The sequence below is a fragment of the Bacillus sp. 103mf genome (genome assembly GCF_900116295.1).
GTDB lineage: Bacteria > Bacillota > Bacilli > Bacillales > Bacillaceae_G > Bacillus_A > Bacillus_A bruguierae.
The window spans coordinates 24127-50288 of sequence record NZ_FPAF01000013.1 but is presented as its reverse complement, the minus strand read 5'-3'; the positions used below and the strand labels follow the sequence as shown (position 1 = coordinate 50288).

Sequence of the window (26162 nt, the reverse complement as noted above, 5' to 3'; positions counted from 1 at the left end):
GAATTCATGATGGATTATGCATGGCTAATACCGCTTTTCCCGCTTGTGTCTTTCGTTTTACTCGTGATGTTTGGCAAGAAGTTAAAAGAAGGAAGCAGCTGGCTCGGCATCTTGCTCACCTTGCTTTCATTTGTGGGTGCGGTACTTGTATTAATAGAACGGCTATCATCAGAAACGGTAAAGCAGCAATGGACTTGGCTCCAAATTGGGGATGTGAATATTTCTTTTGGCTTTGAAGTAAATGCATTAAATGCATTAATGCTCTTTATTGTCACACTTGTGAGTTTGCTCGTTCATATGTATTCAAAAGGGTATATGCATGGCGATGAAAGACTCCATATTTTTTATGCATACTTAGGGCTGTTTACATTTGCGATGCTTGGACTTGTCATCTCTACTAACTTATTACAGCTTTATATATTCTGGGAGTTAGTAGGACTCGGCTCCTTTTTATTAATTGGGTTTTATTTCTTTAAAGAAGAGGCAAAGGCAGCTGCAAAAAAGGCGTTTATTATGACGCGTATCGGGGACGTCGGCTTGTTTATTGGAATGATTCTATTATTCTGGCAAGTTGGTAGCTTTGATTATGAGGTAATCTTTCAGGCCGTACAAACTGGAGAAATTTCGGGGACGATGATTACATTAACGGCGATTTTAATCTTTGTCGGTGCAATTGGGAAATCAGGTCAGTTTCCGCTGCATACGTGGCTTCCAGATGCGATGGAAGGCCCAACACCAGTATCGGCGCTAATCCACGCAGCGACGATGGTTGCTGCTGGGGTATATTTAGTTGCTACTATGTTCCCGCTTTTCGCAGCGAGCGAAGCAGCGATGCAAACTGTTGCAGTTGTTGGCGGTATTACGGCAATCTTTGCAGCATCTATTGGTATCGTGCAAACGGACATTAAGCGTGTATTAGCCTACTCCACGGTGAGTCAGCTTGGTTATATGATGCTTGCGCTCGGTTCTGCTGGGTACGTGGCGGGGGTTTTTCATTTAACGACGCACGCTTTCTTCAAGGCATTATTATTCTTAGCTGCCGGCAGCGTCATTCATGCGGTGCATACGCAAAACATCGAGGAAATGGGCGGTCTGTTTAAGAAGATGAAAGTGACCGGCTCATTGTTTTTAATTGGTACGTTTGCGATTAGCGGCGTTCCGTTATTTTCTGGGTTTTTTAGTAAGGATGAAATCTTAGCAGTGACGTGGGAACGCGGCAATTACGGTTTATTCGTCCTTGCGGTAATCGCAGCTTTCTTCACTGCTTTCTATATGTTCCGCTTGTACTTCCTTGTCTTCACGGGAGAGGCGCGCGGGGAGCAGAAACATGTGCATGAGTCTCCAAAGATAATGACAGTGCCAATGATGGTTCTTGGCGTCCTAGCGATTGTGGCTGGTTATGTGAATACACCTTGGTTCGGAACTTTTCTTGGGGATTGGCTTACAAAAGACGCAGCGTTTCAAGTGAGAGAGGTTCATGGCCCGGCCTGGATTATGATCGTGGCAACGCTCGTTTCAGTGGCTGGGATTGGTTTAGCATATTTGATATATGGAAAACGTACCATTTCACATGATTGGCTTGGCGGGAAGAATACTGCCATGTATAGCTTGCTCCAGGAGAAATATTATATTGATGAATTGTATAGCAAAACGGTGCTTCCGCTCGTTAAAGGAATTGCATATGTTCTATATTTCTTTGAAACGTATATTGTGGAAGGAACCATGCAGTTTATTAGTGGCATCGTAAAAGGTGTAAGTACGATTGGCTCGAAATTACAAAACGGGCAAGTGCAAATGTACGGCACAGTGACAGCGGTTTGCTTAGCTGCACTCGTAATGATTCTGTTATTGACAGGGGGGTATGGAAAATGAGTTCCTTTTTATTATCTTTCTTTATTTTCTCCCCGCTGCTTTGTATCATCCTGCTGGCATTTGTACCGAAGAAAGAGGAAAGAGCAGCGAAGCTTGTTGGTTTGCTTGGAACATTACTTCCGCTTGGGGCCGCGCTCTTTATCGTAAGTACATATGCATCGGGAAAAAGTTTAACGATGTTTGCAGAAAAGGTAAAGTGGATTCAATTTGGAAACTTTCCAAGTATAGAGAAAGAACTGTTCACAATTTATTACGAACTCGGCATTGATGGCTTCTCGCTCGTTATGATGTTTCTTACAGCATTATTGGTGACATTGGCTGCTATTACGGCCTTTTCCGTTACAAAGCACGTAAAGGGTTTCTACATGTTGCTGCTTATGCTTGAAGTCGGCATGCTTGGCGTCTTCGCTGCGGAAAACTTGCTGCTGTTCTTCGTGTTCTTTGAAATTACACTGCCAGCTATGTTTTTACTTGTTGGGAAATGGGGCAAATTTAGCAGTGAAAAAGCGGCGTATAGCTATTTAATTTATAACGGCATCGGGTCAGCGATTTTACTTATTGCTTTTTCCATTTTATTTGCAAGAGCAGGTACAACAAATATTGCAGAGCTACAAACCGTTTTAGCAGGAAAAGAAATGACAACGGTTGGTGAACTGTCTAACTCCTTGCAGTTCGGTTTATTTCTAGCCATTATGATTGCATTCATGATTAAACTTCCAGTCTTTCCGCTGCACCGCTGGATGGTGAATGTCCACGTGGAGGCGCACCCAGCGGTAGTCATGCTGCATGCAGGTGTTCTTTTAAAGATTGGAGCATACGGAATTGTCCGTTTTGGAATGGGACTTTTCCCGGAGCAGTTTGAAAAATTCGCGGTGTTCTTAGGAGTTTTAGGAGTTATCAACTTGCTGTACGGGGCACTCTTAGCACTTGTTCAAACCGATTTCCGAAAGGTGCTCGCATATTCAAGTATTTCGCATATGGGAATCGTATTAATCGGTTTAGCTGCGCTGAACACGGCGGGAATGAAGGGGGCATTGTTCCAAGTCGTTTCCCACGGTTTAATTGCGGCGCTGTTGTTTTTCCTGCTTGGTATAATCGAGCAGCGCTTTCATACTTCTGATATTACAAAACTTGGCGGCTTAGCGAAGCAAGTGCCGGTGCTTAGCGGATTCTTGTTAGCGGGAAGTATGGCTTCGCTCGGACTTCCTGGAATGTCCGGCTTTGTGAGTGAATTTCTCGCATTTCTTGGCTTGTTTCAGGAGAACCGGGTATTAGCGGCAATCGGAGCAATCGGGATTATTTTAACAGCAGTGTATGTACTCCGGGCAGCTATGCAAGTTATATTTGGAAAAAGTGAATGCGAAGCGAAGGACGATATACACGGGTGGGAATATATTCCGGTGGTGATCTTGCTGGCATGTATTCTAATCATTGGTATTCTGCCAGATGTACTAGGTGAACCGCTTCGTGACACATTACAATCGTTAGGAGGTAGGTAGAAGATGGATATGAAAACATTACTAGACTTATCATGGCATCTAATGACGCCGGAATTCATCCTGCTTGGCGGGGCTATTCTTCTATCACTTCTTGATTTGTTTGCAAAACAAACGTTTGAGCGCCGGAATTTATCGTACGGGGCAATTGGTGTGGTCATACTCGCACTTGTGGCGCTTGTTACATTGTACGGTGCACCGGCTGGAGAGATTTTAGATGGATCTTTTGTATTAGACGGATTTTCAAAAGCATTTAAAACGCTCTTATTGCTCGGCGGCATTCTTGTATTACTTCTTGCGGTAGAAGATGATGATAAGCAGCCGATTGAAGACCTGGGAGAGTATTATTACTTATTTTTAACAGCACTTCTTGGTGCGATGTTTATGGCATCTAGCAGTGATCTTATTACACTGTTTATCGGTCTTGAATTATTGTCATTGTCTTCGTACATTTTAGTCGGTATTCGTAAGAAGAATAAAGCTTCGAATGAAGCGGCAATGAAGTATGTAATAAACGGTGGTATTTCTACGGCAATTACGTTGTTTGGAATGAGTTATCTGTACGGACTGACAGGTTCAACAAATATTTTGGATATGCAGCGTTTATTTATGCAAGGTGTGAGCGGCGATATACAACTGTTGTTGTCACTTGCGTTTATCCTGCTTTTTATCGGTTTGTCTTTTAAAATTGCGACTGTCCCATTTCATATGTGGGCACCTGATGTGTATGAAGGAGCAGTAACGCCTGTTACGGCATTGTTAGGAACCGTATCGAAAATTGCTGGATTTGTAATGATTGTTCGCATTTTTTTAGTCATTTTCGCAGCTATTCCTGTGCAAAATGGGGCGGCATCACTATTTAGCAATATGAGCATCTATATTGCCGTTCTTGCAAGTGTAACGATGATTGTTGGGAATAGCGTTGCTTTAAAGCAGCATAGTATAAAACGAATGCTTGCGTATTCAGGAGTGGCACATGCTGGTTATTTACTCGTACCGCTTGTTGCGATGTCGCCATTTCTTCTGGATAGTATGTGGTTTTATATGTTTGCTTATGTACTGATGAATATCGGAGCATTTGCAATTATCCACGGAATAATTTTACGAACGGGGCAAGAAAATATATCTGCTTTTGCTGGTTTATATAAACGATCACCGTTTGCTGCAATCATGATGACAATTTTTATTTTGTCACTTGCTGGTATTCCTGGGACAGCTGGATTTATCGGGAAAATTAACATCTTTTTAGGGGCCTTTATCGCCCAGCCAGCTCATTACGTGCTAGCATCGATAATGATGGGAACAACGGTTATCTCATTCATCTACTATTTTCGCATCTTGCAGCAAATGTTTTTTCGCCGGGCAGAAAGTGACGAGCGTATCGTTCTTCCGGTTAACTTGAAAATCGTTGTAAGCCTTTGCGCAATTGCAACAGTTGTGCTCGGGATATTACCAGCCGGCGGTTACAATTTCTTTTATAATTATTTTCCGCTTATGAAAGATTTCTTCTTTCTTGGGAATATGGTACAATAGTACAAATTGAAAGTGTAGAGCATAAACTCTGCACTTTTTATTTTGGTGAATTTTCTTTTACTACATAAGTAGTAAGCAGTCTGGTTCATACGGGGAGTTGCCCGTTAGAGCAGGATAAAAGGGGTCGATTTGTTATGGCACAAATTTTAGGGCAACAAGCACTCATTGCAATTGTGTCGCATTTACTGTTTATTACCATTACGTGGTGGGCACTGCAAGGTCTTCACCTAGAACGCTTAATGAAGCCGGGAAAAGTACTGCAAATGAAGGTGCTTCTTATTTTTGTAACGATTGCCATCGGTGCATCTGTAAGTAATTTTCTCCTTGATTATTTAGGCTATTCAAAGAGTTTAACGTACCTTGTAAAGTAAAAAAGTACAACGTATAGAACCATCCTTCTCCGTCAACAATGGGGACTAGGAGGGGATGAACGTGAAAAAAATGCAAGCCATGATGTTGATTATCGTGAGTGTGGTTGTATTTTTAGCTGGATATAGAGAGATGAAACCTGTGAGCGACCAGGAAAAAATGGAGAGCATGATAGCTGTTTTAGAGAAGAACGGTGCTGATGTTCAGCGTTGGTCTTGGTTAGCAAGGGAAACGAAGACAATTTCAAATATACATACGTTTGAAGAGTTACTAAAGCAACTGAAGGAACGTGCAAATGTAGAAGAATGGGAAATTGAGCAATCTAAAGATGGCTACAAAGCAACTGCACAAAAAAAATCTTCTTCTTATGAAGAAAGACTGGTAGTTACGTGGACAATGGAAAATACTAAAGAAAACACTTTCATTATATATGAAGTGAGCGGAGCAAAATGGAATCCTAAATATATTAATAAAATGAATCAAATTTTTGATAAAAAACCAAAAATTTATACTTGTATTCAAGGGGCGCTCAATGATAAGATTGAAGGTGTTTTGCAAGATAAAGTAAATGAAGTTTTGAAAGATCTTTCAGTAAAAATGATTGAAAAAGTAGAAGAAAGAGCATTTGTGTCAGTCTCCGCATATAATAAAAAATGGAATGACGCTCTTTCAACAAATAAAGAGAAAATCAATGTGCAAATAGCAATACGTTCTACAAACAACAAGAATACAATTGTGGTTGGCACACCGATCATAACTTCTGAGTATTGAATAGATGTGAAAAAAGGACACGGAGGGGAATAACTTGGAAAAGATCATCGTCCGTGGCGGAAAGCGGTTAAACGGCACAGTGCGCGTAGAGGGCGCAAAAAACGCTGTATTACCTATAATCGCTGCAGCCCTATTAGCGAGTGATGGAAAGAATGTACTATCTGAAGTACCAGAATTATCAGATGTATACACAATTAATGAGGTATTACGTCATTTGAATGCAGAAGTATCTTTTGCAAACAATGAAGTAACAATTGATGCATCAAAAGAATTAAACATCGAAGCACCGTTTGAATATGTACGTAAAATGCGCGCGTCCGTTCTTGTAATGGGGCCGCTTTTAGCACGTAATGGTCGTGCACGTATTGCACTTCCTGGCGGATGTGCAATCGGTTCACGTCCAATTGACCAACATTTAAAAGGCTTTGAAGCAATGGGAGCAAAAGTAAAGGTTGGTAATGGATTTGTTGAAGCATATGTAGACGGTAAGTTAACTGGTGCGAAAATTTACTTAGATTTCCCAAGTGTAGGGGCAACAGAAAACATTATGTCTGCCGCTGTATTAGCAGAAGGGACAACAGTTCTTGAAAACGCAGCAAAAGAACCAGAAATCGTAGACTTAGCGAACTTCTTAAATGCAATGGGAGCAAAAGTACGCGGTGCTGGAACTGGCACAATTCGTATTGAAGGTGTCGATAAATTATATGGTGCAAACCATTCGATTATTCCTGATCGTGTTGAAGCAGGAACATTTATGGTTGCAGCAGCAATTACAGGCGGAAACGTGTTAATTGAAAATGCTGTACCAGAACATTTACGTTCTATTACAGCAAAAATGGAAGAAATGGGTGTTACAATTATTGAGGAAAACGAAGGTGTACGCGTTATCGGCCCTGAGAAGTTAAAAGCGGCTGATATTAAAACGATGCCACACCCAGGATTCCCAACAGATATGCAATCACAAATGATGGCATTATTATTGAAAGCAAACGGCACAAGCATGATTACAGAAACAGTATTCGAAAACCGTTTCATGCATGTGGAAGAATTCCGCCGTATGAATGCAGATATTAAAATCGAAGGCCGTTCTGTAATTATGAATGGGCCAGGTAACCTGCAAGGCGCTGAAGTAGCAGCAACAGATTTACGTGCTGCAGCAGCGTTAATCTTAGCCGGTTTAGTATCTGAAGGTCATACGCGCGTAACAGAATTAAAACATCTTGACCGCGGATATGTAAACTTCCATGGCAAGTTAGCTGCACTAGGTGCAGATATTGAACGTGTAACTGAACAAGTGGAAGAAGTAGTAGAACAACAAGTATCTGATCTTCACGCTTAATAAGGATAGCTTCTATGCAAAGGCATGGAAGCTATTTTTTATGTACTCTTATTGTTATAGTCAAGAAACATAATATTTATGCCTGTTTCATTAAAAATTCTAAAAATTTAAATAAGAATCAGGTGAAAAAGAACGTGTTCTAAATGCTTGTCTTACTCCATAAGAATGAAATGAGTCTAATTTCATAGTGGAGGAAGATAATGAAAACGACAAAGCCCATTATCGTCATCATAGTGCTGTTAGTAGCGTTAGTGATTATTGTACCAAGCGCGCTTGTTTTTCCGTTTGGAAAAGTTAAAGAAGGCAAGAATCATTCACCTTCTGCTCCTAAGTCCACACAAGACATGCCAGCTCCCTCTCCTACAAAAACTGATGTGCAAGTATCTGTGTATCGCAGTCAGCAAAAAAAGACCGAAACTGTTTCAATTGAAGACTATGTTGCTGGCGTTGTTGCTGCAGAAATGCCGGCAAACTTTGAAATGGAAGCATTAAAGGCACAGGCATTAACGGCACGTACATTCGTTGTGAAGCGTATGTTAAGTGAACAAAGGCTTCAAAATAAAGCGGACGTAACAGATACGGTAGACAATCAAGTGTACAAAAGTAAAGCGGAGCTAAAAGAACAGTGGGGCAAAGAGTACGAAGGCAAAATGAAGCGTATTGAAGAAGCGGTATCAAAAACAGCCGGACAAGTTTTAACGTATGAAGGCAGCCCGATTACAGCGTCATTTTTCTCGACAAGCAATGGCTATACAGAAAATGCCGCCGATTATTGGGGCAGTGACTATCCGTATTTAAAAAGTGTAAATAGTCCTTGGGATCAACAAGCACCAAAATTTACGAGTGAACAAACTTTTACTGTTGCTGACTTTCAAAAGCGCCTTGGCGTAAAAGTGTTAGCAAATGGAAATATTGGCAACATTAAAGAACGCACAGAAGGAAAGCGCGTTAAGGAAGTTGACTTTCAAGGAAAGACATTAACAGGAAAAGATGTGAGGGACAAATTAGGCTTACGTTCCTCTGATTTTACGTGGAAGCAGCAAGGGAATCAAATTGTTATCACAACGAAAGGATATGGTCACGGCGTTGGAATGAGCCAGTACGGTGCAAACGGAATGGCGAAGGAAGGGAAGGTATATACAGATATTGTTGCGCATTATTATAAAGGTGTGGCAATTTCACCGCTGAATCAGTATGAGGGGAAATTGACGGCGAAGAAGTGAAAGCATAGTGCGGCGGCGCTATGCTTTTTCATATATGGATGTTTCGTTTTATCGAACAATCTTTACAGTGTGTCGAACGGTAGCCCTGATACGAATACATTGCCTTAAATAAAGTGAAACTTTAATCAGTGGGGGTTTTCTTCATCCCCCACTGATTATCAGCCCTCACCAATCGGGCTTTTACGGGCAGTTTATCTCCCGCCTAACTTCTTTGCTTTCGCTGAATTTTGAGGCGGGAGTATTACTGCCCGTTAATGCGGGATAAATAGAATTGTTGTAATTCTGTGTCAGACTTTGTAGAAAAGGTAAGAAAGATTGTTGATTTTTGCACATGTTTGTCATGTTATAATACAGTTGTATCTTTAAATATATACAATGATAACAGGGGGCATGTAAGATGATGATGGATGTACCGCTTCTCATTCCGGCAATGATGGAACGGGCAGAGAAGTACTTTCCAAAAAAGGAAGTTGTCTCGCGTACGGCATCGCGCATTCAAACATTAACGTACGGAGAAATTGCAAAGCGGACAAGAAAGCTTGCAGGTGTATTAAGGAAAATGGGAATTGAGACAGGAGATAAAGTAGGAACAATTGCCTGGAATCATCACCGCCATTTAGAAGCATATTTTGCGATTCCAGGAATCGGAGCTGTATTACATACAATTAATTTACGCCTTTCTGCAGAACACATTTCCTACATTATTAACCACGCCGACGATAAAATTATTTTCGTAGATGAAGATATGGTTTCTATATTAGAAAGTATTCGAAACGAAATTCCTCATGTGAAAGCATTTATTATTATGACGGATGACGATGCACTACCTCATACAACACTATCACCAGCATATCACTATGATAAACTCCTCGAAGAAGGCGATGAAACATTTCAATTTGTAACAGATTTAGACGAGAAAGCACCTGCTGGCATGTGCTATACTTCCGCGACGACAGGAAAACCGAAAGGCGTCGTGTACACGCATCGTAGTATTGCACTCCATAGTATACGCTTGGACTTGTAGACGGAGGGGGCATATCAGAAGCAGATACGTGTATGCCTGTTGTTCCGATGTTCCATGTAAATGCGTGGGGACTTCCATTTGCAAGTACATGGTTCGGTACAAAGCTTGTCTTACCAGGACCGCACTTTACTTCGGAAATTTTAGCAGAGTTAATTGAACGTGAGAAAGTAACGATTACTGCTGGCGTCCCGACCATTTGGATTGGTTTACTGCAAGAGCTTGAAAAGTATCCGTATGATATTAGCAGCATTCGTACGATATGGTCAGGCGGATCGGCAGCACCAAAAGGTATGATTCGCACATATGAAGAAAAATATGAAATTGCGTTCAGACAAATCTACGGAATGACGGAAACAAGTCCGGCTGTTGTCATTAACTGTCCGAAATCGTATCAACGTGATTTACCGAAAGAAGAATATTATGAGCTTCGTTCTCGCCAAGGTTATTTATTCCCAGGCCTTGAAATGAAGGTAATTGGTCAAAACGGTGAGATTAAGTGGGACGGTGAAGAAATGGGAGAGCTTTGCCTTCGCGGACCATGGATTGCCGGCAGCTATTATAATGATGAACGCACTGAAGAAGCGATGAAAGATGGCTGGCTGCACACAGGCGATATCGTAACAGTGGACCCGGAAGGCTTTATTAAAATTGCTGATCGCACAAAAGATTTGATTAAAAGCGGCGGCGAATGGATTTCTTCCGTCGATTTAGAAAACGCTTTAATGACACACGAAAAAGTATTAGAAGCATCTGTTGTTGCTGTTCCACATGAAAAATGGCAAGAGCGTCCTGTTGCATGTGTCGTTTTAAAAGAAGGAGAAATGGTCAATCAAGAAGAGCTCTACGATTTATTAGAAAGTCAATTTCCAAAATGGTGGATGCCAGACGACATTTTATTTGTAGAAGAAATCCCGAAAACATCTGTCGGGAAGTTCTTGAAGCGAGCGCTTCGCGATCAGCTGAAGAGTTATATGGTGAAGTAAAAAGGTAAAAGCAGGCTACCTCGATGTGAGGTAGCCTATTTCTGTGAAAGGAATAGATGATGTGGTTTTGCAAATCTGTTCCCCTCGCATTACGTATGAATCGTAATCTTATAATATTGGGAATTTTATCACGGATTTCCATATAACGTCTGATATAATGGAACAAAAAACCAACATAGGGGTGAGAGGATGGCGTTATTAGAACTGAACCAATTGGCAAAGACGAATGTTTTGCCATCTATTCAGTTAGAAATCGAGAATGGACAGTGTGTTGTACTGCAATGCAATAATCATATTGGTAAAACGTTGCACCGCATTATTATGGGAGAAGAAGAAGCATCGACGGGGACTGTGTTATTTGATGGACAGCCGCTTGGGAAACATTCTTTTTCTCGAATCGGCTTTTGTTTTTTAGATGATGAGGCGTACGAACGCTTAACGGTAAAAGATTACTTTACTTTTTTGCGAGGATTATATGGTAATGGATTATCGGTAGATGAAGTTGTCCAGCTTGTGGGTCTTCTAGATAAAAAAGAGGTAAAGATAAAGGAATTAACCTTTTCTGAGAAACGCCGCCTTCATATTGGAAGGAGTATGATACATAATCCAGACCTTGTTATTTTGGAAGAACCGGAACAAAACTTAGATATTGAAAGTACAATCATTATTCGAAATGTCATTACAAAATTAAAAGAGACAGGAAAAGCGATTTTTATTACTTCTGCCTTTCTTTCGGATGCTTTATCTTTAACGGAGGACGTGTATGTGTTACATCAAGATGGTGTGAAAAAAGTGGAAATCGAGCAAGAGGAACAGGGGGAAGTGGAAGACGAAAAGGTAATCGAAATGATTCCGCAAATGAAATTAGAACGTATCCCAGCAAAAGTAAACGATAAAATTATTTTATTGGATCCAATGGAAATTCAATTTATTGAAACACAAAATGGGATTACACATATTCATGTGCGTGATGGAGATTATATTTGCGCGCTTACGTTAAGTGAATTAGAAGAGCGTCTAAAAGGATTCGGATTCTTCAGGTGTCACCGCTCTTACCTCGTGAACTTACAACGTGTACGAGAAGTGATTACATGGACGCGAAACAGCTACAGTTTAATTCTTGATGATGAACGAAAAACATCGATTCCGCTGTCAAAAGGAAGAATGGATGAATTGAAAGATGTAATTGGATTGTAAACGTATGCTGCGTTAACCCCAATAATTATTTCACTCGCCTCTTATGGTGTTTCAATGAGCTAAAACTATGCTCCATTCACCGGTAAAAATACTCCTTTTACCGGTATTTTACTGCAAGGCCCCTTTGTTTTTCATATGATTGAGTCAAGAAAAACGAAACGAACAAACGAAATTCGCTGAAGCGAGTTTCATCTATAAATGAAAAGCAAAGGGGATGACGTAATGACGTTGGCAATTGAAATGAAAGACGTGATGAAAACCTTCGATAGTAAAACAGCGCTTCGCAATGTAAATATTGAAGTGAAACAAGGAGAAATCTTCGGGTTTCTTGGGCCAAGTGGGTCTGGAAAAACAACAACTGTAAAAATCTTAACCGCTCAGTTACTTCATAGTGTAGGAACGGTAAAAGTGTTAGGGCAAGATCTTACAGGACCAGGAAGCATTGATTATAAACGAATTGGCATTTTAACAGATAACAGCGGCTTATATGAAAGACTTAGCATTTATGATAACTTACTATTATTTTGTGACTTGTACAATTGTCCAAAAGAGCGAATCGATGAAGTGTTAGCACAAGTGAACTTATTAGATGATAAAAAAACACAAGTGAAAAAGCTGTCAAAAGGAATGAAGCAGCGTGTGACACTAGCAAGGGCGATTCTTCATAAGCCGGATATCCTTTTCTTAGATGAACCAACTTCCGCGCTTGACCCAGCAAATGTTCAAAACATTCATAACATCTTAAGAGATTTAAATAAAGAAGGGACAACAATCTTCTTAACAACACACAATATGGATGAAGCAGAAACACTTTGCGAGCGCATCGCATTCTTATGCGGCGGGGAAATTGTCGCGCTTGATACGCCAGAAAACCTCCGTTTACAATACGCGAAAGATAAAATTGAAGTTGTGTTAAAAGATAAGAAAAAAGAAACAGTGCAAAAAGATGAATTAGGAGCAAAACGTATTTCAGAATGGATGAAAAAAGGTGAATTACTATCGATTCATTCTTATGAACCGACGCTCGGGGATATTTTCATTGAAGTAACTGGGAGGGGATTATGATGACATTTTCTATGAAGAGGTTTTCGGCGATTTTACGGAAAGAGATGCAAGATTTAAAAACGAATGCACAAGTATTATTAATGGCAATTTTACCACTTGGTTTAGCGTTATTTTATCAACAAATGAGGGGCGAGAAAGAGCTTCTAGCGGGAATTGTAGTTATTATGGTATTGAGTATGGTGACAACAATTACACAAGCGACTCTGATTGCAGAAGAAAAAGAAAAACATACTCTTCGTGTTATGATGCTATCACCAGCTTCTCCTATAGAAGTCATTTTAGGGAAGTCTTTGCCAATTATGGTTTTATCGTTCTTTTTAAGTATAATAAGTTTATTTTTGTTAGATACGTTAAAGGGAAATGTCTTTTTATTAATGATCATTATTTTATTGGGAGTACTGCTATTTATTATAATAGGGACAATGATTGGTCTTTTAGCTAAAAACCTAGTGCAAGTTTCTGTGCTTGGCACACCAATTATGATGATTTTTTTTGCAGGGCCTTTATTGCATCTCTTTGTGAAGAATGAAATTGTAAAAAAAATTCTCTATCATATCCCGACAAATCATATTTTTAATGCAATTACAGGTGCATTAGAGGGAAAAGGCTTTTCTGCATTGAGTGAAAATGTAATAAATATCTCCGTTTGGATTTTGATTACGTTTATTCTGTTTCTCTTTGTCTATAAAAAGAAACAACTAGACTAAAAAACTGAGCTGAAAACGCTCAGTTTTTTCTTTTTTCATCATTTCCTCGGAAATTTTTCGTTTTTTATGCATAATTTTACAAACTTTGTCGAAAAGTAATTGGTTGTAGGTTGTATAGGATGCGTGAATCTTGTTCAAAATGATTGCTGAGGTGATGATAGAATGAGAGAGAGGGAAAACAAGAAGTCTTCTCGAAAAGTAGTACATTTATTTCAAAAGCGTTGGGTATTCCCGACACTATACATTGTGTGTGCAGCAGTCATTTTAACAGTTGCATTATGGTATCAGGCAACGAATACGAAAAAGATGCCTGAGAAAAATGAAGCAACGCAGCAAAGTCAAGGTGAAAATCCAACAATGCCAGTAATCAAATCTTCAGAAGTCGTGAAGATGCCAACTGCAAATGGTACAGAAGTTGTTGTAAAGAAGAAGTTTTACGAAGATAAGGCAGCAGCTGCGGAGCAAGAACAAGCACTTGTTTTTTATAACAACACATACTCTGCGAATACAGGAATCGATATCGCAGCGAAAAATGGTAAAGAATTTGATGTAACAGCAGCATTAAGCGGAACAGTTACAAAAGCGGAAAAAGATCCACTTCTTGGCTATGTTGTAGCAGTTGACAACGGCAATGGTATTACAACGTTTTACCAAAGCTTAGGAAATGTAAAAGTGGAAAAAGGCGCGAAAATTAATCAAGGTGAAGTGTTAGGGAAAGCAGGATTAAGTGAAGTGAATAAAGATGCAGGTTATCATGTTCATTTCGAAGTTCGTAAAGATAATGTTGCTGTAAACCCAGAGCGTTACTTTGACAAATCTGTTGCGGATATTAAAGTTGAAAAACAAGAAAAGAAAAAAGAAGAGAAATCAACAAGCGGCTCAGCTGAAGATAAGCAAAAAGAAGAGAAATCAACAAACGGCTCAGCCGAAGATAAGCAAAAAGAAGAAAAATCAACAAGCGGCTCAGCTGAAGATAAACAAAAAGAAGAGAAATCAACAAGCGGTTCAGCTGAAGATAAACAAAAAGAAGAGAAATCAACAAACGGTTCAGCTGAAGATAAGCAAAAAGAAGAAAAATCAACAAGCGGCTCAGCTGATGACAAGAAAAAAGAAGAAAAATCAACAAATAGCTCAACAGAGAACGAAAATACATCTTCTCCTGAGCAAGCAGAGTAATATACAAAACCATCAACTCTTTATGCGAGAGTTGATGGTTTTATTTTTATATAAAAATAAAATGTATCTCTAAAAAACCTTGTAACGGCAAGGAAATTGGACAGAATTCTCGAATATATATTACTAAAAGGAGGGGATTGTGTTGTCGTTATTATTTGTTGTGTCAATTGCACTTATTTTATTATTTGTTTTATTTTCCTTATATTATTTAATTGCAAGTAAGAGAGAAGTCCCCCATCAAAGCCTTTTGGAAGAAGAATTTGATCAAGAGGAATGACGCTTTTTAGAAGGCGTCATTTTTTGTTGCCTGTGTACAAAAAGGAAAACTTTCATTTTTCACCGATTTCTCAAAAAAAAATGTAATTTTTGTCACTGTAGTCCGCAAAAATGGAGAACTTGTAGCATATAAATACAGTGCGGGCAATACAATGGTATAAACCAAAGCAAAGAGAGTGTTTGAGGTGAGAAATCGTGGATCATTTCATTATAAATCCCAGAAAGTGTAGCGCTTACAAACAGCACTCGAACTTACAGCCTAGTCACATGCAGCGAGTCTCATTTCACCCTTCTCACATCCAATTTAGGGAGGCGAGTGGTGTGCACGATTACATCAAAGAGAGAACAATCAAGATTGGTAAGTATATCGTGGAGACAAGAAAAACAGTTCGTGTTATTGCGAAGGAGTTTGGTGTGTCAAAAAGTACTGTGCATAAAGATTTAACAGAACGCTTACCAGAAATTAATCCAGAGCTCGCAAATGAAGTGAAGGAAATTCTTGATTACCATAAGTCAATTCGTCACCTTCGAGGCGGCGAAGCAACGAAGCAAAAGTATCAAAAAGAGGATACAGAAAAAATCGTGCGTCAATAATCTGACACTTAGCAAACATTCCTAAGAAAAGAGAACTTTTTTAATATAATTCAATTCTTCAATATTACGTTTCAGAAAAGAATATGATAAAATTAGGAATTAGGTGCAAAAGAATACGGGGTTAACCTGATCTAGATATTGAGGAGGAAAACATAGGGATGTTTGCAAGAGATATCGGAATTGACCTTGGCACGGCCAATGTATTAATTCATGTAAAGGGTAAAGGAATTGTATTAAATGAACCGTCTGTTGTGGCAATTGACCGCAATACAGGAAAAGTATTAGCGGTAGGTGAAGAAGCAAGACGTATGGTAGGGCGTACACCTGGAAACATTGTAGCGATTCGTCCGCTTAAAGATGGTGTAATTGCTGACTTCGAAATTACAGAAGCGATGTTAAAACATTTCATCAACAAACTTGACGTAAAAGGCTTTTTATCAAAACCGCGCATTTTAATTTGCTGTCCAACAAACATTACATCTGTAGAACAAAAAGCAATTCGTGAAGCTGCTGAGAGATCTGGTGGTAAGAAAGTATACTTAGAAGAAGAACCAAAAGTAGCTGCTGTTGGTGCTGGTATGGAAATCTTCCAACCAAGTGGAAACATGGTTGTAGATATTGGCGGAGGTACAACGGATATTGCAGTACTTTCTATGGGCGATATCGTTACCTCCTCTTCCATTAAAATGGCGGGCGATAAGTTTGATATGGAAATCTTAAGCTATATTAAACGTAAGTATAAGCTATTAATTGGGGAACGTACATCAGAAGATATTAAGATTAAAGTAGGTACAGTGTTCCCAGGTGCACGTAGTGAAGAACTTGAAATTCGCGGTCGTGACATGGTAACAGGCTTGCCTCGCACAATTACAGTATGCTCTGAAGAAATCACAGAAGCATTGAAAGAAAACGCAGCTGTTATTGTACAAGCTGCAAAAGGTGTATTAGAACGTACACCACCTGAATTATCTGCTGATATTATTGACCGCGGCGTTATTTTAACAGGCGGCGGTGCATTATTACACGGTATTGACATGCTTCTTGCAGAAGAGTTAAAAGTACCTGTATTAATTGCGGAAAATCCAATGCACTGCGTAGCGGTTGGAACAGGTATCATGCTTGAGAATATCGACAAATTACCACGCCACGCTTTGCGATAAGAACGTAATTTAATCAGTGGAACCAATTGAAAGAATGAAAAACGTTAGGTATACATCCTAACGTTTTTTTGAAATTTATATATTTATTTATCTGTTTTTAAAAATATATTACTTTTATGAAAAATAAAGAAAGATAAAGAAAAAAAGAGAAAAGGCGACCTAAATTGAAAAAAATGTAGAATTCTGTCGTTTTTAGATTGTAAATAATTATACTATAATGAATTCAAATACGACAAATGAGGTGAATATGCCTTTGGTATATTGACTTCTCCTAACTTGGGCATATGCTTTTTCTATCTCCGTGTGAACTGTAATTATGCTTGTTATACCAAAAGTTGTGAGAAGAAAGAGTGTATGCATTTTTTTGAAATGATACGAAGCAGAAAAGTCTGCTTCGTTTTTTTGTAATGACAAATAATAAACAAAATGGGATAATATATATAACCTAGTACTAAGACTAGTAACTAAAAAAGGAGCGAGATGTGATGTTAAACATAGAGCAAATTAAAGAAATTATCCCGCATCGCTATCCATTTCTACTTGTTGATCAAGTTCTTGAAGTAGAAGAAGGAAAACGTGCGGTCGGTATTAAAAACGTATCTGCAAATGAAGAATACTTTAACGGTCATTTCCCTGACTACGCAGTAATGCCTGGTGTACTCATTGTAGAAGCATTAGCACAAGTTGGCGCAATTGCTGTTTTAAAGAAAGAAGAAAATCGCGGCCGTCTTGCCTTCTTTGCTGGCATTGATAACTGCCGCTTTAAAAGACAAGTACGCCCAGGTGATCAGCTTCGCTTAGAAGTAGAAATGACACGTGTACGCGGTCCGATTGGCAAAGGAAAAGCAGTTGCAACTGTAAATGGTGAAGTAGCATGTGAAGCGGAAATTACATTTGCGCTTGGAGATAAGAAAGAGTAAAACCGTCATAACGATGACGGTTTTTTATTTATCCCGCTATTCATGGGCAGTAAGACCCCTACCTCAAGATTGAGAGGGAAGTAAAGAAGATAAGTGGGGGATGAAGAAAACCCCCACTGATGAAAGTTTCACTTTATTTTAATTTTTTAAATTTAAACTATATTCAAAAATATTATTGTTAATATAAGTAAAATATTGTATGATTTGGTGTGCGGTGTTTTCTTAGGAAGAAATTGTTGAGCAGCTTGCGATTTCTTATGCTAGGGAAATGTATATTTCGCTATTGTCACCTTGAGAATAGAAAGAACTTCTAGTATGTGCTGATGAAGGTTTCACTTTATATGAGGAGGATGTCGTATATGTTTTTTCGTAAACGTCTGCAATCGAAGCGGAAACTTATTGCATATGAAAAGCCGCAATCTGTTCTTGCTGAACAATATCGTAATATCCGAACAAATATACAATTTGCTTCTATTGATCAAAAGATTCGTTCTCTTGTCGTTACATCGGCAAATCAAGGAGAAGGAAAAACAACGACGGCTGCCAACCTTGCTATCGCTTTTGCACAGCAAGGAGAAAAAATATTACTTATAGACGCGGACTTGCGAAAACCCGTTCTTCATCAACTATTTCGAGTTGATACTGTTTTTGGATTAACGAGTGTATTATCGAAACAACGAACGTTACAGGAGTGCATTGCAAAAACAGATATAGAAAATGTACATTTGTTAGCATGCGGACCTATCCCGCCAAATCCAGCAGAATTATTAGGATCAACGATGATGGGTGAATTATTACAAGAAGCAAAGGAATATTATGACCTCATTCTGTTCGATACACCACCTGTTCTTGCCGTTACAGATGCTCAAATTATTGCAAATCAATGTGAAGGTACAATACTTGTACTACGCAGCGAAAAAACTGAAAAAGAGCAAGCGCTAAGAGCGAAAAATGTATTACACCATGCAAATACAACATTGCTCGGCGTTGTGCTTAATGCGAAACCTCAATCCGAACATACATATGGATATTAGTAATAAAAGGCTCTGTTAAAGGATATTGTTGATTTTTGAAGCCTTTCTGCGGTTTTGATATAAAATTGAAAACAAGGGAAACTAATCGATTTTAGTACAAGGGGGAGCAAATATGGCTATAAAATTAAAATCTGAGCGTCTATGTATAGAACCCTTTACCAAGAATGATGCATGTAGGATCAAAGAATTGGCTAATGACAAGGAGTTAGCAGATATTCTTGGGCTTCCACACCCATATGAATTGAAGTTCGCACAAGATTGGATTGATATTCAACCAGAACTTATAAGGCAAGGAGTCGAATATCCTTTAGGAATCATTTCTAAAGAATCAGGAGAAATTGTAGGTACGATTACTTTAAGAATTGATAAGGTTAACAATAGAGGAGAGCTTGGCTATTGGATTGGTCAGGACTATTGGAGAAAAGGTTTTGCAACCGAAGCTGTAACCAGAATGATTAATTTTGGTTTTATCGAACTGGGTTTAAACAGAATTTGGGCATCTGCTATCTCCAGAAACAAATCATCAATAAGGGTGTTAGAGAAGTCTGGCTTACGCAAAGAAGGAACTTTGAGGCAGAATAGACTTTTATTAGATACATATGAAGACGTTGATGTTTATGGACTTTTAAAGACAGAATACAACGCTATAACTTGCAAATAAAATTGACAATGTGATGACAAAGGAAAGCCATTCAGAACTGGAATTCCCTTTGTATCTCTTAAAAATTAACATTGTAATTTTTAAGAGCCAATTAAAAAATAAGAAACCTAGGTGAAATCCATTGACTCCTAGGTTTTTTGTATATATAAATATTTTAGATATATAAAATATACGATATTTTATTGGACGTTTATTGACAAATTCACGAGAGGATATTGTCAGATTTAATCGGATTTTGTAATATTAAATTAGGTTTGTTTAAAATTGCAAAATGGATACAAGTACCATGAGTAGACAATGACATAAAGGTTTTTATAAAAATCTTATGTTTTTATAAAAATCTTATGTTTTTTTTATGTTATACTCTTTGTTATGTAAATTTATGAGAGCTGGGGGAGCTTATGGAAGAAACGATTAGTTTAAAAGAGTTATTTCAAGTTTTACGAAAGCGCTTCGCGATGATCCTTTCTATTACATTTGGAGCAGCAATCATTAGTGCGATTGTGAGCTTTTTCTTTATGACACCAATCTATCAATCTTCAACGCAAATTCTTGTTAACCAAAAGAAACAAGAAGGAGCAGCGATTCAATTTAATGAAGTTCAGACGAATGTTCAATTGACCAATACATATAAGGTTATTATTAAAAGCCCTGTTATTTTAGATCAAGTGAAAGAAAAGCTAGGTTTACATATAACAACGCAAGAATTAAATGAAAAGATTGAAGTTGCTAATGAGAAAGATTCACAAGTAGTAACAGTAACAACACAAGATAAAGATCCAAAAGTAGCACGTGATATCGCAAACACAACAGCGGAAATATTTAAAGTTGAAGTTGCTAAAATTATGAGGGTAGATAACGTAACTGTTTTATCGAAAGCAGAAGTGGCAGAAAATCAATCTCCGATCAAGCCGCGTCCGATGATAAATATTGCAATTGCGCTTGTCGTAGGATTAATGGCATCTGTTGGACTAACATTCTTACTAGAATATTTAGACAACACTGTAAAGAAAGAAGAAGACGTAGAGAAATTACTAGGATTACCAGTTCTCGGTATTGTTGCACGTATGGATGAGGAAGAAGTAGGGAAGAAATCACATGCAGCGTCAACGAAGAAAGTGAGGGGGCAAACAATTGGTTCTTAAAAGTTTATTTAAGAAAAAGAAAAATCATCGTCAACGTCGTCAATTAATTGCATACCATCAGCCAAAATCACCAATCTCTGAGCAATATCGCAACATTCGTACAAATATTGAATTTGCCTCAGTAGATATGAAAATTCATTCTTTAATGGTGACGTCTGCGAATCCAAGTGAAGGGAAAACGACGACAACATCAAATATTGCCGTTGTATTTGCCCAGCAAGGAAAGCGCGTATTACTTGTCGACGCAGACTTACGAAAACCAGCAACGCACCAAATGTTTCAAATTGAAAACATTTTTGGTTTAACAAATGTATTAACAGCTGGTGAACAATTAGAAAAATGCATTCAAAAAACAGCAGTAGATAAATTAGATTTTCTTCCATCTGGTCCGATTCCGCCAAATCCTGCAGAACTACTTGGATCAAATGCGATGAAAGAACTGCTTAGTCAAACTTTCAGCTTATATGATCTAGTAATCTTCGACTTGCCGCCAATCTTACCGGTAACGGACGCACAAATTATGGCAAGCCAATGTGATGCATCTGTACTTGTTGTACGTAGTGAACAAACAGAAAAAGAAGCAGCCTTAAAAGCAAAAACATTATTAGAATCTGCAAAAGGTAAATTGCTAGGTGTTGTTCTGAACGATCGTGAACGTGAACAGAGCTTATATTATTACTACGGTGCAAACTAAAGGGACGTGCGCGCGGCGCACTTCTCTTTCATCTTGAAAAATATAAGAAGAAAGGGTGAGGACAATGATCGATTTACATTGTCATATTTTGCCTAGTATCGATGACGGGGCCGGGACGTTAACGGATAGTCTAGCGATGGCACAAAAAGCAGCGGCAGAAGGCATCCATACAATTGTTGCAACTCCGCATCATCAAAACGGCAAATATATTAATGAGCGCGCAGAGATTCTTTACCAAGTAAAACAATTAAATGAAGCGCTCCAAGAACATGATATTCCTCTAACTGTGTTACCAGGTCAAGAAGTTCGTTTATACGGGGATTTATTAGCAGATTATGAAGCTGGTAAAATTCTCACATTAAATGAAACGAATAAATATATATTAATTGAATTTCCATCCAATCACGTACCACGTTATGCTGAACAAATGTTATACGAATTACGAGTAAAGGGTATGATTCCCATTATTGTTCACCCCGAACGTAATGCCGAGTTAATCGAACAGCCAGATAAGTTATATAACCTCGTAAATAAAGGAGCGTTAACACAAGTAACAGCAGGGAGTTTACTTGGAAACTTCGGTAAAAAAATTAAAAAATTCTCACTGCAGCTCGTTGAACATAACTTAACACATATGATAGCATCGGATGCGCATAACACAACGACAAGAGCATTTTATTTACAAGCCGGATATGATGTAATTGAAAATGAATTTGGCACAAATACGCTTATCGATTTCAAAGAAAATCCTCATTTGTTAATAAGTGGTAAAAGTATCTATAAGGAAGATCCACAACAAATTCGTCGTAAAAAATTATTTGGTATTTTTTAAAGTAAACAATGGTGATGTCTCCTAACCATTATCAACGGAGGCACTCGGTTGTGCTGTGGGTAGAAATTTTATTTCAACCTACCTTAGACGCTTGTCGTCGGGAGCATGGCGTGAGGATGGGTTAGATGCCCAATATGATTTATAAAAACTCTAGCTATGGAGTTGTGTATAAGGACACTGTAGCTAGGGTTTTTATTGTTTTGATATTACTATAAGCGGATATAAAAAGATTGTGATTAGGGGGACTAATTTTGAAACAAGTAAAAAAAGCAATTATTCCAGCAGCTGGAATGGGAACAAGATTCTTACCAGCAACGAAAGCAATGCCGAAAGAAATGTTACCAATTGTCGATAAACCGACAATTCAATATATCGTTGAAGAAGCAATTGAATCTGGCATTGAAGACATCATTATTGTAACAGGAAAAGGAAAACGTGCAATTGAAGATCATTTCGATCATTCCTTTGAACTGGAAGAAAACTTATTAGCAAAAGGTAAATATGAAATTTTAGGAAAAGTACAGGAATCTTCAAAGATTAATATTCATTACATGCGTCAAAAAGAACCGAAAGGATTAGGACACGCAGTATGGTGTGCTCGTAAATTTATCGGAAACGAACCATTTGCAGTATTACTTGGCGACGACATTGTGCAAGCGGAAACACCATGCTTACGTCAGTTAATAAATGAGTATGAAGCAACAAGTGCTTCTGTCATTGGTGTTCAAACAGTACCAGACAACGAAACACATCGCTACGGTATTATCGATCCAATTATGCCAAAGGGTCGCCGCTACCAAGTACGTCAATTTGTAGAAAAGCCAGCACAAGGAACAGCGCCATCTAACTTAGCGATTATGGGTCGTTACATTTTAACACCAGAAATCTTTATGTTCTTAGAAGACCAGCAAACAGGTGCGGGCGGAGAAATTCAATTAACAGATGCCATTGAACGCTTAAATGAAATTCAAAGAGTGTTTGCTTACGACTTTGAAGGAACCCGCTATGATGTTGGAGAGAAATTTGGCTTTATTAAAACGACAATTGAAATGGCACTTCAGCATGATGAACTAAAAGAAGAATTGATGAAGTATTTGAATGAATTGGTGCAGAAAGAGAATGTGCATGTATAAGGGAGGTAGATAAACTTGGAAAATCAAGGTGCGCTAAGTGAGTCTGTACAACAAAGTGCTACTGTAGTAAGCAAACCTAGTATTGTGTATTTATTCTTAAAAAGAATAATAGATATTGTCGGTGGAGTTATAGGTTTGCTTATTTTTTCCCCTGTATTTATTCTTATTCCAATCCTATACATGCGAGGAGATAATAAAGGACCAGTATTCTTTAAACAAGTTCGCATAGGAAAAAACGGGAAGGTATTTCATATTTATAAATTTCGTTCGATGGTTGTAAATGCTGAACAAAAATTAAGACAGAATGAGGTATTATATAAAAAATATATAGACAACAATTATAAACTTGAGCCAGAAGAAGATCCACGTATTACCAATCTCGGTCGCTTCTTAAGAAAAACAAGTCTCGATGAATTGCCACAATTCATTAATGTGCTTAAGGGGGAAATGAGTTTAGTTGGCCCAAGACCAGTAGTGCAAGAAGAACTTAAAGAATACGGATCCAAGACAGCAGATTTCTTATCTGTAAGTCCTGGGTTAACGGGTTATTGGCAGGTAAGTGGTAGGAGTAATGTAGGATATCCAGAACGAGTAGATTTAGAATTACATTATGTATATAATGCTTCTCTATTTTTTGATATAAAGATTCTATTTTTAACAGTAGTAAATGTGGTATTAAGAAAAGGGGCTTATTAATTAGTTTTATTGGTTTAACACGGAAAGGATGTCAGATATGAACGAAAAAGTTTGTGTAGTAGGATTGGGTTACATTGGATTACCAACAGCTAGTTTATTAGCAACCAAAGGGTTTCAAGTATATGGAATAGATGTTAATACAGATGCTGTAGAAATGATTAATAGCGGAAAAGTACATATTTATGAACCAGATTTAGATATTATGGTAAAAGCCGCTGTACAAAGTGGGAATCTAAAGGCTGGAATAGAACCAGAAGTAGCTGATGTATTTATACTAGCTGTTCCGACACCTTTTAAAGATAATCATAAACCAGATTTAACATATGTCGAGCAAGCGACAAAAACAATAGCACCATATGTAAAACAAGGAGACCTAGTAATTTTAGAGTCTACAAGTCCAGTGGGAACGACAGAAAAAGTTACAAAATGGATTTTAGAAGAACGTGAAGACTTAACTATAACTGAAGAATTAAATTCAAATAAAGGTGTTTTCTACGTATCACACTGTCCTGAAAGAGTACTTCCAGGACATATTTTAAGGGAGTTAGTAGAAAACGATCGTATTATCGGTGGTATTAATTCTGAGTCTACAAAGAAAACGGTAAACTTCTATAAGAAGTTTGTAAAAGGTAAAATACTTGAAACAAATGCTAGAACAGCGGAAATGGCAAAACTAACAGAAAACTCATTCAGAGATGTAAATATCGCGTTTGCTAATGAGTTATCTATGATTTGTGATGAGCTAAATATTAATGTTTGGGAACTAATTAATTTAGCAAATCGACATCCACGTGTAAATATTCTACAACCAGGACCAGGAGTAGGGGGACATTGTATCGCAGTTGATCCTTGGTTTATTGTAGATGCAGCACCAGAGCAAGCAAAACTTATTCATACAGCGAGAATAGTGAATGATTATAAACCAGGTTACGTAGTAGATAAAATACGTGAAAAAGCAGATAAATTTAAAAATCCTGTTATTGCTTGTTTAGGTTTAGCATTTAAGGCTAATATTGATGATTTGCGTGAGAGTCCGGCAGTTGAAATAGTAGAGTATTTAGCTAAGCAACAATTGGGGGAAATTATAGTTTCTGAACCGAACATCCAAAAATTACCTGATAAACTAAGCGAGTTAGGCATTGAACTAGATTCTACAGCAGCTACTATATCTAAAGCGGATATTATTGTATTACTGGTAGACCATGACTCATTTAAGGATATTGATCGTTTAACATTAAATGAAAAAGTTGTTATTGATACAAGAGGAATTTGGAGATGAATCAAAAGAAATATTTTTTGATAGGGCCTTATCCCCCTCCTTTAGGGGGAGTAAGTGTCTATATTTACCGTTCTAAAAAAAGGTTAGAATCAATGGGGATTCAGGTTGAAGTAATAGATTTTTCAAGATTGTCTTTTTATGAGAAATTAAAATTTTTATTTATTACAAGCTTTTTATCGCCTTCTCATCATACATTTCATTTAGACGGTTTTAAATTCCCTTTAATGCTAATGTTGATATTTAGGCCTTTTAAAGCTCAAATTATTTTACATCATCATTCAATAAGAAGATTAGACAATCTTGGGAAGATTCAAAGATGGATTGCTAGCCTATTCGTAAAAAAAATAGATGAATGTATTATGGTAGGGGAGCATTTGAAGGATGGCTATGTGAAAAACAATTTGCCATTACCAAAGAAGATAACGATACAATCTCCTTTCGTACCTCCTCCAATGGAAGATGAAGAAAGAATTATGAATACTTATTCATATGAAACGAAAGAGTTTATAACAAAAGCAAGACCTCTTATGGTGGGGAATGCTTCTGTAATTACATTTCATGATGGATTTGACTTATATGGTTTAGATATAAGTATTAAGATGGTTGCTAAGTTGAAAGAAACGTATGAAGATATTGGATTGGTTTTTGCAATTGCAAAAATTGGTGATGAGAATTACTTTAACGAAATGAAAGAAACAATAAAGTTAAGTGGACTTGAAAATAATATTCACTTTATTACTGGACAAAAAGAATTATGGCCACTTTTTAAACATGCAGACTTAATGATACGTCCAACATATAGTGATGGATATGGGATTAGCATAGAAGAGGCTATATACTTAGGCTGCCCAGCAGTTGCAAGTGATGTATGTAAGAGACCAGAAGGAACGGTATTATTTAAAAATAGAGATTTAGATGATTTTGCAGCTAAAGTAGATGATTGTATAAGTAAGATGAATGAGGCATTGAAGGAGAAAGTATAA

At 37.9% G+C, this 26162-nt stretch carries 24 protein-coding genes and 1 pseudogene; all 25 read left to right on the top strand.

The window, feature by feature from the left end; all coding sequences use genetic code 11:
* The first annotated feature begins 6 nt into the window (after nt 1–6).
* The 25 genes and pseudogenes from nuoL (at nt 7) to BM350_RS20645 (ending at nt 26162) form a co-directional block, all read left to right on the top strand.
* Complete coding sequence (nuoL, locus tag BM350_RS20765; protein WP_090917817.1) at nt 7–1872, top strand: NADH-quinone oxidoreductase subunit L; 1866 nt, start codon at nt 7–9, stop codon at nt 1870–1872.
* On the top strand, nt 1869–3371 hold the full coding sequence (locus BM350_RS20760; protein WP_090917819.1) for an NADH-quinone oxidoreductase subunit M: 1503 nt from the start codon (nt 1869–1871) through the stop codon (nt 3369–3371). The genes nuoL and BM350_RS20760 overlap by 4 nt, the downstream gene beginning before the upstream one ends.
* Nucleotides 3372–3380: 9 nt before the next feature.
* A complete protein-coding gene (nuoN, locus tag BM350_RS20755) occupies nt 3381–4901 on the top strand; it encodes an NADH-quinone oxidoreductase subunit NuoN (RefSeq protein ID WP_280141405.1) in 1521 nt (506 codons plus the stop codon).
* Between the two features lie 134 nt (nt 4902–5035).
* On the top strand, nt 5036–5272 hold the full coding sequence (locus BM350_RS20750) for a DUF1146 family protein (protein ID WP_090917823.1): 237 nt from the start codon (nt 5036–5038) through the stop codon (nt 5270–5272).
* A gap of 70 nt (nt 5273–5342) precedes the next feature.
* Nucleotides 5343–6041, top strand: a complete 699-nt coding sequence (locus BM350_RS20745) for a YwmB family TATA-box binding protein (protein ID WP_244548056.1) — start codon at nt 5343–5345, stop codon at nt 6039–6041.
* 34 nt (nt 6042–6075) lie between these two features.
* Nucleotides 6076–7380: a UDP-N-acetylglucosamine 1-carboxyvinyltransferase gene (gene murA / locus BM350_RS20740; protein ID WP_090917827.1), complete on the top strand. Its 1305-nt coding sequence runs from the start codon at nt 6076–6078 to the stop codon at nt 7378–7380.
* Between the two features lie 200 nt (nt 7381–7580).
* Nucleotides 7581–8603 carry a stage II sporulation protein D gene (gene spoIID, locus BM350_RS20735; RefSeq protein ID WP_090917828.1) on the top strand — a complete coding sequence of 341 codons (1023 nt, stop codon included), beginning with the start codon at nt 7581–7583 and terminating at the stop codon, nt 8601–8603.
* 397 nt (nt 8604–9000) lie between these two features.
* Nucleotides 9001–10610, top strand: a pseudogene (locus BM350_RS20730) (long-chain fatty acid--CoA ligase).
* A 189-nt stretch (nt 10611–10799) separates the two neighbouring features.
* Complete coding sequence (locus BM350_RS20725; protein WP_090917830.1) at nt 10800–11807, top strand: LytTR family transcriptional regulator DNA-binding domain-containing protein; 1008 nt, start codon at nt 10800–10802, stop codon at nt 11805–11807.
* A 222-nt stretch (nt 11808–12029) separates the two neighbouring features.
* Complete coding sequence (locus BM350_RS20720) at nt 12030–12872, top strand: ABC transporter ATP-binding protein (RefSeq protein ID WP_090917832.1); 843 nt, start codon at nt 12030–12032, stop codon at nt 12870–12872.
* The gene (locus BM350_RS20715) at nt 12872–13579 is read left to right on the top strand and encodes an ABC transporter permease (RefSeq protein WP_090917834.1); all 708 of its coding nucleotides are present in this window, start codon (nt 12872–12874) and stop codon (nt 13577–13579) included. Before BM350_RS20720 ends, BM350_RS20715 begins: the two co-directional genes overlap by 1 nt.
* Before the next feature lie 162 nt (nt 13580–13741).
* The gene (locus tag BM350_RS20710) at nt 13742–14755 is read left to right on the top strand and encodes a stage II sporulation protein SpoIIQ (protein ID WP_090917836.1); all 1014 of its coding nucleotides are present in this window, start codon (nt 13742–13744) and stop codon (nt 14753–14755) included.
* A gap of 142 nt (nt 14756–14897) precedes the next feature.
* Nucleotides 14898–15032 (top strand): ABC transporter ATP-binding protein, encoded by a 135-nt coding sequence (locus BM350_RS20705; RefSeq protein ID WP_090917838.1) that lies wholly within the window; start codon nt 14898–14900, stop codon nt 15030–15032.
* A gap of 320 nt (nt 15033–15352) precedes the next feature.
* Nucleotides 15353–15625, top strand: coding sequence for a sporulation transcriptional regulator SpoIIID (gene spoIIID, locus BM350_RS20700; protein WP_020061467.1), 273 nt, complete (start codon nt 15353–15355; stop codon nt 15623–15625).
* 158 nt (nt 15626–15783) lie between these two features.
* A complete protein-coding gene (locus tag BM350_RS20695; RefSeq protein WP_090917842.1) occupies nt 15784–16785 on the top strand; it encodes a rod shape-determining protein in 1002 nt (333 codons plus the stop codon).
* A 485-nt stretch (nt 16786–17270) separates the two neighbouring features.
* Nucleotides 17271–17705 (top strand): 3-hydroxyacyl-ACP dehydratase FabZ, encoded by a 435-nt coding sequence (fabZ, locus tag BM350_RS20690; RefSeq protein WP_035430592.1) that lies wholly within the window; start codon nt 17271–17273, stop codon nt 17703–17705.
* 359 nt (nt 17706–18064) lie between these two features.
* The gene (locus BM350_RS20685) at nt 18065–18739 is read left to right on the top strand and encodes a CpsD/CapB family tyrosine-protein kinase (RefSeq protein WP_090917844.1); all 675 of its coding nucleotides are present in this window, start codon (nt 18065–18067) and stop codon (nt 18737–18739) included.
* 112 nt (nt 18740–18851) lie between these two features.
* A complete protein-coding gene (locus BM350_RS20680) occupies nt 18852–19400 on the top strand; it encodes a GNAT family N-acetyltransferase (protein ID WP_090917846.1) in 549 nt (182 codons plus the stop codon).
* 401 nt (nt 19401–19801) lie between these two features.
* Entirely contained in the window at nt 19802–20545 is a 744-nt protein-coding gene (locus BM350_RS20675; protein ID WP_090917847.1) for a YveK family protein, read from the top strand.
* Nucleotides 20535–21239, top strand: coding sequence for a CpsD/CapB family tyrosine-protein kinase (locus tag BM350_RS20670; protein WP_090917848.1), 705 nt, complete (start codon nt 20535–20537; stop codon nt 21237–21239). Before BM350_RS20675 ends, BM350_RS20670 begins: the two co-directional genes overlap by 11 nt.
* 64 nt (nt 21240–21303) lie before the next feature.
* Nucleotides 21304–22071 (top strand): tyrosine-protein phosphatase, encoded by a 768-nt coding sequence (locus tag BM350_RS20665; protein WP_090917849.1) that lies wholly within the window; start codon nt 21304–21306, stop codon nt 22069–22071.
* Between the two features lie 251 nt (nt 22072–22322).
* Nucleotides 22323–23204: a UTP--glucose-1-phosphate uridylyltransferase GalU gene (galU, locus tag BM350_RS20660; protein WP_090917851.1), complete on the top strand. Its 882-nt coding sequence runs from the start codon at nt 22323–22325 to the stop codon at nt 23202–23204.
* Between the two features lie 15 nt (nt 23205–23219).
* Entirely contained in the window at nt 23220–23900 is a 681-nt protein-coding gene (locus BM350_RS20655) for a sugar transferase (protein ID WP_090917853.1), read from the top strand.
* 37 nt (nt 23901–23937) lie between these two features.
* Nucleotides 23938–25179, top strand: coding sequence for a UDP-N-acetyl-D-mannosamine dehydrogenase (wecC, locus tag BM350_RS20650; RefSeq protein WP_090917856.1), 1242 nt, complete (start codon nt 23938–23940; stop codon nt 25177–25179).
* Nucleotides 25176–26162 carry a glycosyltransferase family 4 protein gene (locus BM350_RS20645; protein ID WP_090917858.1) on the top strand — a complete coding sequence of 329 codons (987 nt, stop codon included), beginning with the start codon at nt 25176–25178 and terminating at the stop codon, nt 26160–26162. The genes wecC and BM350_RS20645 overlap by 4 nt, the downstream gene beginning before the upstream one ends.